Genomic DNA, 10,789 nt, shown 5'->3' with positions numbered 1-10,789 from the left:
TGACAGTAGGTGCGCGAATAGCCGCCGACTTGACACATCTTGTGTCAAGTCGGCGCTCTTACGCGCACCTACTGTCAAGTCGCGGCGGCGGCACGGCGCGAGCGCGCGCGGCGGGACAGTGGCGGCGCGGCGGGGGCCGCCGCCCCGGCCCTCAGTCGAAGAGGCGGCGGAAGACGTTCGTGTCGGCGAGGTCGATCAGCTCGTCGCCCCGCCCCGACATGATGGTGCGGATGGCGTAGAGCCCGAACCCCTTCGCCTGCTCCGCCGAGACGGTCGGCGGGATCGACAGCTCCTGCCGCGCGGTCACGACATCGACGAGCGCGGGCCCGTCGTGCGCGAACGCCGCCTCGAGGGCGCCCCGCAGGTCGTCGGGCCGCTCGACGCGCTGCCCGTGGATGCCCATCGACTGCGCCACCGCCGCGAAGTCGGGATTCTCGAGCCCCGTGCCGAAGTTCACGATGCCCGCCGCCTTCATCTCGACCTCCACGAAGTTCAGCGACGAGTTGTCGAACACCACGATCTTCACGGGCAGCCTGCTCTGCTGGAGCGTCAGCAGCTCGCCGAGCAGCATCGCGAGCCCGCCGTCGCCCGAGAGGGCCACGACCTGGCGCCCGGGGAACGCCGACTGCGCTCCGATCGCGTGCGGCACGGCGTTGGCCATCGTGCCATGGCTGAACGACCCGATCAGCCGCCGCTCACCGTTCATCTTCAGATAGCGGGCCGCCCACACGACCGGTGAGCCGACATCCGGGATGAACACCGCATCCGGATCGGCGAGCTCGCTCACGAGCCGAGCCACGTACTGCGGATGGATCGGCGCGCGGTTGCGATCGTTGTCGGCGAGCTCGTCGAGATCCTTCCGCGCCTTCGCGTAGTGCTTGACCGAGGAGTCGAGGTGCTTCGACGGCCTGCCGGAGTCCAGGAGCGGCAGGAGCGCGTCGATCGTGTCACCCACGTCGCCCACGAGGCCGAGCGCGAGGGGCGTGCGGCGCCCGAGCTGCTCGCCCCGCGCATCCACCTGGATGATCGGCACCTTCTCCGACGACGGGAAGAACTGCGGGTACGGGAAGTCGGTGCCGAGCATGAGCAGGGCGTCGCAGCTCTCCATGGCGCGGTAGCCGGACGAGAAGCCGAGGAGCCCGGTCATGCCCACGTCGTAGGGGTTGTCGTACTCGAGGAACTCCTTGCCCCGCAGGGCGTGCACCACGGGCGCCTGGAGCCGCTCGGCGAGGGCCACCACCTTGTCATGCGCCCCCTCGGTGCCGGCGCCGCCGAGGATCGTGACCCTCTTCGCGCCGTTCAGGATCTCGGCCGCCCGGGCGAGCTCGGCGTCGGCCGGCCGCAGCACCGTGCGGGCCCGCTCGATCGGCGCCGACTTGGGCCGGCCCGCGGAGCTCTTGAGGAAGATCTCGCCCGGGATGACGACCACGGCGACACCGCGCCGCTCGATCGCCGTGCGCATCGCGATCTCGAGCACGCGCGGAAGCTGCTCGGGCACGCTCACGAGCTCGGTGTAGACGCTGCACTCGCGGAAGAGGTCCTGCGGGTGGGTCTCCTGGAAGTAGTTGCTGCCGATCTCGGACGCCGGGATCTGCGCGGCGATCGCGAGCACCGGCACCCGGCTGCGATTCGCGTCGAAGAGCCCGTTGATGAGGTGCAGGTTGCCGGGGCCGCAGCTGCCGGCGCAGATCGCCAGCTCGCCCGTGAGCGCCGCCTCGGCCGCGGCGGCGAACGCGGCGGCCTCCTCGTGCCGCACGTGCGCCCAGGCGACGTCTCCGTCGCGCCGCAGCGCATCCGTGAAGCCGTTGAGCGAGTCGCCCGGGAGGCCGTAGACGCGCTGCACGCCCGCATCCTTGATGATCTCGACGATGGTGTCCGCGATGGTGGTCATGCTCCGAACCTACGACGCGGATCGCGGCCCGGCCAGGCCAGCCAGGCCAGGCCGGCCCGGCCAGGAGACGTGTCAGCTCAGCCGGTCGCGCATCCCCGCCTCGAGCCGAGACAGCAGCTCGACCGCGGCCTCGCGCCGCTCCACGAGCCCGCCGTCGTCGCTCCAGGCGTCGAGGTACACCTTGAGCTTGGGCTCGGTGCCGCTCGGCCGCACCATCACGCGGGCGCCCGGCAGCGAGATCCGCAGCACGTCCGACGCGGGCACGCCGCTCGACTCCGAGCCGTGCAGCAGGTCGTCGATCCTCTCGACCGGCAACCCGCCGATGTCGCTCGGCGGCGCCGACCGCAGCCCCGCCATCACGCGGTCGATCTCGCTCAGGTCGGTCACCCGCACCGAGATCTGCGCCGAGGCGTAGTGGCCGAAGCGGCCACTGAACTCGTCGAGCCGGTCGGCGATCGTGCGCCCGCTCGCCGCGAGCCGGGAGGCGAGGTCGAGGAAGGCGATCGCGGCCGAGATGCCGTCCTTGTCGCGCACCGTTCCGGGGTTCACGAGGTAGCCGAGGGCCTCCTCGTAGCCGAAGACGAGGCCGGGGGCGCGGGAGACCCACTTGAACCCCGTGAGGGTCTCGGTGAAGGCGAGACCGTACTCGGCCGCCACCGCGCCGAGCGCGGGAGAGGAGACGATCGAGCAGGCGAGCGCGGGCTCGGCGGGGGAGGCGCCGTCGAGCGGTCCGCCCACGGCGTCCTCGAGGTCGGCGGGCATGAGCGGAGCTGCGGTCGCGAGCTCCGCCGCGCGCCAGCCGAGGAGCTGGCCGACCTCGTTGCCGGTGAGGGAGCGGTAGCCGGTGTCGCGCGAGGCATCCGGGATGGCGACGGCCAGGCGGTCGGCATCGGGGTCGTTCGCGATCACGAGATCGGCGCCCACCTCGCGCGCCTTCTCGAGCGCCAGGTCGAGGGCGCCCGGCTCCTCGGGGTTGGGGAACGCCACGGTGGGGAAGTCGGGATCGGGCTCGATCTGCGCCTCGACGAGGTGCGGCGCCGCGAATCCGGCCGCCGTGAGCACCCGGGCGAACGTCTCCCAGCCGACGCCGTGCATGGCCGTGTACACGACCGACAGGGCGGCGGCGGGCCGCTCGGCGGGAGGGCCGGCGAGAGCCGCGGTGGCGGAGACGTACCGCTCGATCAGCTCCTCACCCGCCACCTCGTACGAGCTCGAGCGCGGCAGCTCGTCGACCCGCAGCGTGGCCGCCACGCGGTCGATGTGGGCGGCGATCTCGGCATCCGAGGGCGACACGATCTGCGACCCGTCGTCGGCGTCGCCGAGGTAGACCTTGTAGCCGTTGTCGCGCGGCGGGTTGTGCGAGGCGGTCACCATGACGCCCGCCGACACCCCGAGGTCGCGCACCGCGAAGGCCACGAGCGGGGTGGGCAGCAGTCGCGGCAGGAGCACGGCCCGCACCCCGGCACCCGCCATGATCTCGGCGGTGTCGGTGGCGAAGACGTGCGAGTTCGTGCGTCCGTCGTAGCCGATCACGATCGAGGGCGGGGTCGCCGGATCGGTGCGCTCGAGCAGGAACGCGGCCAGGCCGGCGGCCGCCTGCCCCACGAGCACCCGGTTCATACGGTTGGGGCCCGCGGCGAGCTCGCCGCGGAGGCCGGCCGTGCCGAAGGCGAGCCGAGCACCGAAGCGCGACCGCAGCTCGGCCACGGCGTCGGGCTCGCTCGAGCCCACCCGGCGGAGCAGGGCCGACAGCTCCTCGCGCGTCTGTGCATCCGGATCCTGGGCGATCCACGCCGCCGCCTCCTCGGCGAGCAGCTCGACCTCGTTGGGCGTCTCGTCGGCGTGCGCGCCGGGGGCCTCCCCGGTCACAGCGCGGTGACCACCCGGGCGAGGAGGTCGCCGATGGCGGCCTCGGCGTTCTTGCCGGCCTCGATCACCTCGGCGTGGCTGAGCGGGGTCTTCTGGATGCCCGCGGCCAGGTTGGTGATGAGCGAGAAGCCGATGATCTCCATGCCGGCCTGCCGGGCGGCGATGGCCTCGAGAGCGGTCGACATGCCCACGATGTGACCGCCGATGGCCTTCGCCATCTGCACCTCGGCGGGGGTCTCGTAGTGCGGCCCGCGGAACTGCACGTAGACGCCCTCGTCGAGCGAGGAGTCGACGCCGCGGGCGAGGTCGCGGAGGCGCGAGGAGTAGAGGTCGGTGAGGTCGATGAAGGTCGCGCCCTCGAGGGGGGAGTCGGCGGTGAGGTTGATGTGGTCGCTGATCAGCACGGGGGTGCCGGGGGTCCACGTCTCCTTGATGCCGCCTGCGCCGTTCGTGAGCACCATCACGCTCGCGCCGGTCGCGGCCGCCGTGCGCACGCTGTGCACCACGCGGCGCACGCCGTGGCCCTCGTAGTAGTGGGTGCGGGCGCCGATGACGAGGGCGTGCTTGCCGTTCGGGAGCGCGATCGAGCGCAGCGTGCCGGCGTGGCCGGGCACGGCCGAGGCGCTGAAGCCGACGACCTCGGCGGCGGGGATCTCGGCGACGGTCTCGCCGAGGAGGTCGGCGGCCCGGCCCCAGCCGCTGCCGAGGGTGAGGGCCACGTCGTGCCGTGGCACGCCTGTGAGCTCGGCGATCTGCGCGGCGGCGTCGTGGGCCACCTCGAAGGGATCGGTGTCGGGGAGGTCGAGGGGGTTCGAGCGCGCTTCAGCCATCCGACCACTCTATTCACTCGATCGTCACCGCGCGCCCTCCCGCCCGCGCACAGGGGCCCGGCGGCAATGCGAGAATGGAGGCATGGCCTATGAGTTCGAGCGCAAGCAGCGAGTCGCCGTCGTCGGAGGAGGCCCTGGGGGGTACGAAGCCGCCATCGCGGGAGCCCAGCTGGGCGCGGAGGTGACCCTCGTCGAGCAGGTGGGCGTGGGCGGGTCCGCGGTCATCACCGACGTGGTGCCCTCGAAGACGCTCATCGCCGTGGCCGAGGCCACGAACGGCATCGGTGAGGCCGCCGACCTCGGCGTGCAGTTCTTCTCGCGGAACGACGCCGGGCGCCCCGTGCGGCCCGAGGTCGCCGTCAACCTCTCGCAGGTCAACAAGCGGCTGCTGAGTCTCGCGCGTCAGCAGTCGGAGGACATGCGGGCCAACCTCATCCGCTCGGGCGTGCGCATCGTCTCCGGCCACGGCCGGCTCGACGGGCCCGACAACGTGATCGTCTCCACCTCATCCGGGTCGGAGGGCACCGACTTCGACCACATCGAGGCCGACACCGTCGTGGTCTCCGTGGGCGCCAGCCCCCGCATCCTGCCCTCGGCCGTGCCCGATGGCGAGCGCATCTTCACCTGGACGCAGCTCTACAGCCTCCAGTCGGTGCCCGATCACCTCATCGTCGTCGGATCCGGTGTGACCGGTGCCGAGTTCGCCTCGGCGTACACGGCGCTGGGCTCGAAGGTGACGCTCATCTCGTCGCGCGACCAGGTGCTGCCGGGTGAAGACGCGGATGCCGCGGCCGTCATCGAGAACGTCTTCAAGCGCAACGGCATGACCGTGCTCTCGAAGTCGCGTGCCGACTCCGTGGAGCGCACCGCAGACGGCGTCGTCGCCGTGCTCGCCGACGGCACGCGCGTGGAGGGGTCGCACTGCCTCATGGCCGTCGGCTCGATCCCGAACACGCGGGGCATGGGCCTCGAGGAGGCCGGGGTGCAGATGACGGACTCGGGCCACATCCGGGTCAACCGGGTGGCGCGCACCTCGGTGCCGAACGTCTACGCCGCCGGAGACTGCACGACCTTCCTCCCGCTCGCCTCCGTGGCCTCGATGCAGGGGCGCACCGCGATGTTCCACGCGATGGGCGACGCCGTGAACCCGACCGAGCCGCGGAACGTGGCCTCGAACATCTTCACCCAGCCGCAGATCGCCACCGTGGGGTGGACGCAGCGGCAGATCGAAGAGGGGATCGCGCAGGGCGACATCTACAAGCTGCCCCTGTCGTCGAACCCCCGCGCCAAGATGATGGGCATCAAGGACGGTTTCGTGAAGCTGTTCGCACGCACCGGGTCGGGCACCGTCATCGGTGGCGTGGTCGTCGCGCCGAACGCCTCGGAGCTCATCTTCCCCATCGCGCTCGCCGTCGAGCACCGGCTCACCGTCGACCAGGTGTCGCGGGCGTTCACCGTGTACCCGTCGCTGTCGGGGTCGATCTCGGATGCGGCTCGGGCTATGCATATCGTGTTGTAGCCGCGCCGCCGCTTCTGCGGCGCGGGCGACATGCGGTGCCGGCGTCGTTCGGCGTCGCTTCGCGGCGCCGCCCGGCGTCGGTACCGCTCCGGGTCGTCGGGTACGGCCCGTTGCGTCGCGCGGGTCGGCTGCTCGCGCCACGCTGAGCTTTGTGGGTCGGCTGCTCGCGCACCACGTTGAGCTTTGTGGGTCGGCTGCGCGCGCCATGGTGAGCTTTGTGGGTTGGCCGCTCACGCACCGCGTTGAGCTTTGTGGGTCGGCCGCTCACGCACCACGTTGAGCTTTGCGCCTTGTCCCCGCAATCGCCCCCACTCATCGCCCCCGCCCCCTGGCCCACCGCGGCGAATGTCGGTCTTTGGGCCCACACCACACACCCCGCTCACCCACCCACCCACCCCACCTGGACGCGTGAGTCGCGTCGAAGTGTTCCTAAAGGGGGCGAAAGTGGGGGTTTGAGAGCGTTTTGGCGCGACTCAGCTTGCTCTGGGCGTGGTGGGCCCGGTTGGGGGCGGGTGGGGCTAGTGGGTGGCGGACAGGAGGGTGTCGCAGAGGGTCATCGTGGCTACGTTGTCTGCGGCGGTGGCGGCCTCGCCTCCGGCGACGGCGCCGTCGACGGCTGCCGCGAAGGCGGCTAGTTCTGCTACGAAGCCGCGGAGGTGGAGGTCTCGGGCCGTGCCGGACATCGCGCTCTCGGCCGGGGTGAAGACCTCGGTGCGCTCCGTCAGGGACGTTGAGGTGGGGGCGGCGTCAGCGGGGGCGAGCCGGTGGAGGCGGAGCTCGGCGTTGTCGAGGGTGGTGGCGTGGCCGCGGTCACCGGTGATGACCAGGCGCTCTGTCTCGCTCGTGCGGGAAGGCACACCCGCGAGGGAGAGGGTGCCTGCTATGCCGGAGTCGAAGCGGATGGCCGCGGAGAGCGCCACGTGGGAGCCCTCGCTCGTGCTGATGGCCGACACGGAGACCGGCTCGCCGAAGAGGAAGCGGGTGAGATCGAGCATGTGGATCGCGGCGAGCTTGACGAACTCCTCGTCGTCGCGGCAGAAGGGGGTGCTGTCGCAGGCGAACTCGAGGGAGAACGAGCGGAGGGTGCCGAGCGCGCCGTCGGTGACGAGCGAGCGGAGCTGCCGGTAGACCGGGGCGTGGCGTTTCATGAAGCCGACCACAGCGATCCGCTCGGCTGCTGTCGCAGCATCGGCGGCCGTCTGCGCCTCGGCCGGGGTGAGGCCGAGCGGCTTGTCGACGAACACGTGCTTGCCCGCGGCGAGGGCCTCGAGGGTGAGGCGGAGCTGGTCGGCCGGCTGGGCGACGATCACGACCGCGTCGAGCGACGCATCCGCCAGCAGCTCGGCGGCAGAGCCGTAAGGCGTGCCCGCGGAGCCGAAGCGGAGGAGCGCGGCGCGTGAACGCTCGACGTCCCTGGTCGCCAGTGCGGCAATCGGCAGGCCGGCGAGGCCCAGCGACGGCAGGATGTTCGTGGTCGCGTGGAAGCCGGCGCCGATCACGCCGAGGCGGGGCGGCATGCGCTAGGCGGTGATGTCGAGCAGCACGTGGCCCGACGAGACCGTCGCGCCGACGACCGCGGAGACGTTGGCGATCGTGCCGTCTTTGTGGGCGGTGATGGGCTGCTCCATCTTCATGGCCTCGAGCACGAGCACGAGGTCACCCTTCACGACGGCGTCGCCCTCGGCGACCGCGAGCTTCACGATGGTGGCCTGCATCGGGGCCTTGACCGAGTCGCCGGTGGCGGTCGATCCGCTGACCGCTCCCGCACCACGGCGCTTCGGCGGCGCGCCGGCCGACGATCCCGCCGCACGGGCGGACGTGCCGCCGGAGCGTGCACCCGCCGCGACCAGGCGAGCCGGCAGCACGACCTCCACGCGCTTGCCCGCGACCTCCACGATGACGGTGCGGCGCTCGGGAGCGGGCTCGGCGTCTTCGAGCGAGCCGGACCACGGCTCGGCCGGGTTGTCGTACTCGGTCTCGATCCAGCGGGTGTAGACGGAGAAGGGCTCGCCGTCGGCCGGGGCGAAGGCGGGGTTCCGCACGACGTCGCGGTGGAACGGGAGCACGGTGGGGAGCCCGGCCACCTCGAACTCGTCGAGGGCGCGGCGGGCGCGCTCGAGCGCATCCTCCCGGCTGGATCCGGTGACGATGAGCTTGGCGAGCAGCGAGTCGAACGATCCGGAGATCACGTCGCCCGCCTGCACGCCCGAGTCGACGCGCACGCCGGGGCCGCCGGCGGGCTTGAAGACGTGCACGGGGCCGGGGGAGGGCAGGAAGCCGCGACCCGGATCCTCGCCGTTGATGCGGAACTCGAACGAGTGGCCGTGCGGCACCGGATCGGCGTAGTCGAGCACGCCGCCCTCGGCGAGCCGGAACTGCTCCCGCACGAGGTCGATGCCCGTGATCTCCTCCGACACCGGATGCTCGACCTGCAGTCGCGTGTTGACCTCGAGGAACGAGACGGTGCCGTCTTTGCCGATCAGGAACTCGCAGGTGCCGGCACCGAGGTAGCCGACCTCCTTGAGGATGGCCTTCGACGACTCGTAGAGCAGCGTGGTCTGCGCCTCGGTGAGGAACGGCGCGGGCGCCTCCTCCACGAGCTTCTGGTGTCGGCGCTGCAGCGAGCAGTCGCGGGTGGAGACGACCACGACGTTGCCGTGCGCATCCGCGAGGCACTGGGTCTCGACGTGGCGCGGCTGGTCGAGGTACTTCTCCACGAAGCACTCACCGCGACCGAAGGCGGCGATGGCCTCGCGGGTGGCCGACTCGAAGAGCTCGGGCACCTCCTCGAGCGTGCGGGCCACCTTGAGGCCGCGTCCGCCACCGCCGAAGGCCGCCTTGATGGCGACGGGGAGGCCGTGCTCGGCCACGAAGTCGAGCACGTCGGCGGCGCCGGCGACGGGGTCGATGGTGCCGGGGGCGAGGGGGGCGCCGACCTTCTCGGCCACGTGGCGGGCCGAGACCTTGTCGCCGAGCTTCTCGATGGCGTCCGGAGAGGGGCCGATCCAGGTGAGGCCTGCACCGATCACGGCGCGCGCGAAGTCGGCGTTCTCGGCGAGGAACCCGTAGCCCGGGTGCACGGCGTCGGCGCCGGAGCGGCGGGCCACCGAGAGGATCTTCTCGATCACGAGGTACGTCTCGGCGCTCGAGGTGCCCTCGAGGGCGTAGGCCTCGTCGGCGAGCTGGGCGTGCAGGGCGTCGCGGTCCTGGTCGGCGTAGACCGCCACGGAGGCGATCCCGCTGTCGCGGGCGGCCCGGATGACTCGAACGGCGATCTCGCCCCGGTTGGCGATGAGGACCTTGGTGATTCTCGGCATGATTTCCCTAGCTTATTGCCGAGGGGCATCCCGCCTTTGGCATGTACCTCCAAAAATGTCCTGGCGACCCTGGCGTGCTCCCACAATCCGGGGCGCTTCGCGCGCTGTGAGAGGATGCCCGCATGGTTCTGCCGAGCGACGACACCGAGGTCACCTACCCGCGGGGAGACACCCGCTCGACTGGCACGGTGCTGCACCGCGAACCGCACGGCGAGGGGCACCAGGCGGTGCTGCTCGACGTGACGGCGGCGCATCCGGTGGACTCGGCCTGGCCCGACCAGGGGCCCGACCGAGGCACCCTCACCGTGGGCGAGGCGGTTCTCGACCTGCTCGACTGCGTCGTGGGGGCGACCGACGGATCGGCTCTCTTCGTGGGCGGCGACGTGCCCGTGAAGAAGGGCACCCCCGGGTGGGCCTTCGTGGTGGTGCACGTGGTCGACGCGGCGACCCCGGTCGAGGAGGGGGAGTCGGCTCAGATCGAGGTCGACGAGGCGTACCGCGCTGCGCTGTCGGTGGGGCACACCGCGTGCCACCTCGCCTCGCTCGCGCTGAACGCCGCACTCGCCGACGACTGGACGAAGCCGGTAGCCCCGGATGCGCTCGGCCGGCCCGACTTCGACGCCCTCGCGATCGCGACGTCGACGATCGCTCCCGACGGCTCGGTCGACCGCTACCGGGTGGGCAAGTCGCTGCGCAAGAAGGGGTTCGCGCCCGCGCGGCTCGAGGGCGCTCCGGATGCGGTGGCCGCGTCGGTCGGGTCGACGCTCGCCGGGTGGGTGGCCGGCGGGGCATCCGCGCACCTCGAGGTCGAGGGCCCGCGCCTGACGGACCGCCGGTACTGGACGACGGAGCTCGACGGCCACCCCGTCTCGATCGCCTGCGGTGGCACGCACGCGGCGGCGCTCTCGGAGCTCGGCGCCACCTCCGTGGCCCTCGAGCTCGAGCCCGCCGAGGGCGCCCTCGCCCTCACGATGCGCACGAGCGCCCGCCTGGCCCCCTGAGCCCCGCCGCCCCTGCCCGGCCCTCGTGACACGAGATGCGGGCTCCAACTTGACACAAGATGTGCCAAGTCGACGCTTTTACGCGCACTTTCTGTCAAGTGGGGTGGGGCCGGACCGGACTTGCCGCGGAGGTCGGAGCGACTTGACAGTAGATGCGCTCAAACGGGCCGACTTGACACAAGATGTGCCAAGTCGGCGTTCTTACGCGCACTTTCTGTCAAGTCGCGCGGAGATGAGACCGGTCTCGTCTGTGAGGGCCCGGCGACTTGACAGTAGATGCGCTCAAAGGCGCCGACTTGGCACATCTTGTGCCAAGTCGGCGGTCTTTCGCGCGACTTCTGTCAAGTGGGGGGGGGGGGGGG

7 protein-coding genes are annotated in these 10,789 nt (G+C 71.6%); 2 read left to right on the top strand and 5 right to left on the bottom strand.

The window, feature by feature from the left end:
* Window positions 1-151 precede the first annotated feature (151 nt).
* From poxB to Q0D57_RS07025, 3 genes are all read right to left on the bottom strand, one after another.
* Window positions 152-1,891, bottom strand: coding sequence for a ubiquinone-dependent pyruvate dehydrogenase (gene poxB / locus Q0D57_RS07035; RefSeq protein ID WP_291040341.1), 1,740 nt, complete (start codon window positions 1,889-1,891; stop codon window positions 152-154).
* Between the two features lie 72 nt (window positions 1,892-1,963).
* Entirely contained in the window at window positions 1,964-3,706 is a 1,743-nt protein-coding gene (locus Q0D57_RS07030) for a phospho-sugar mutase (protein ID WP_291040350.1), read from the bottom strand.
* Between the two features lie 50 nt (window positions 3,707-3,756).
* Window positions 3,757-4,590, bottom strand: coding sequence for a purine-nucleoside phosphorylase (locus Q0D57_RS07025; RefSeq protein ID WP_291040339.1), 834 nt, complete (start codon window positions 4,588-4,590; stop codon window positions 3,757-3,759).
* Between the two features lie 82 nt (window positions 4,591-4,672).
* On the opposite strand from Q0D57_RS07025, the gene Q0D57_RS07020 reads away from it, so the two are divergent.
* The gene (locus Q0D57_RS07020) at window positions 4,673-6,109 is read left to right on the top strand and encodes an NAD(P)H-quinone dehydrogenase (RefSeq protein WP_291040337.1); all 1,437 of its coding nucleotides are present in this window, start codon (window positions 4,673-4,675) and stop codon (window positions 6,107-6,109) included.
* Window positions 6,110-6,627: 518 nt separating this feature from the next.
* Here Q0D57_RS07020 and Q0D57_RS07015 read toward each other — a convergent pair.
* Both Q0D57_RS07015 and Q0D57_RS07010 read right to left on the bottom strand, forming a co-directional pair.
* Window positions 6,628-7,626 carry a Gfo/Idh/MocA family oxidoreductase gene (locus Q0D57_RS07015; protein WP_291040333.1) on the bottom strand — a complete coding sequence of 333 codons (999 nt, stop codon included), beginning with the start codon at window positions 7,624-7,626 and terminating at the stop codon, window positions 6,628-6,630.
* A 3-nt stretch (window positions 7,627-7,629) separates the two neighbouring features.
* Complete coding sequence (locus Q0D57_RS07010) at window positions 7,630-9,426, bottom strand: biotin carboxylase N-terminal domain-containing protein (protein WP_291040331.1); 1,797 nt, start codon at window positions 9,424-9,426, stop codon at window positions 7,630-7,632.
* A gap of 122 nt (window positions 9,427-9,548) precedes the next feature.
* Here Q0D57_RS07010 and Q0D57_RS07005 point away from each other — a divergent pair, with 122 nt between their 5' ends.
* On the top strand, window positions 9,549-10,427 hold the full coding sequence (locus Q0D57_RS07005) for a metal-dependent hydrolase (protein WP_291040329.1): 879 nt from the start codon (window positions 9,549-9,551) through the stop codon (window positions 10,425-10,427).
* Window positions 10,428-10,789 lie beyond the last annotated feature (362 nt).

Source organism: Herbiconiux sp., from assembly GCF_023264895.1.
Classification (GTDB): Bacteria; Actinomycetota; Actinomycetes; order Actinomycetales; family Microbacteriaceae; genus Herbiconiux.
This window is presented reverse-complemented; position numbering and strand designations above follow the sequence as displayed.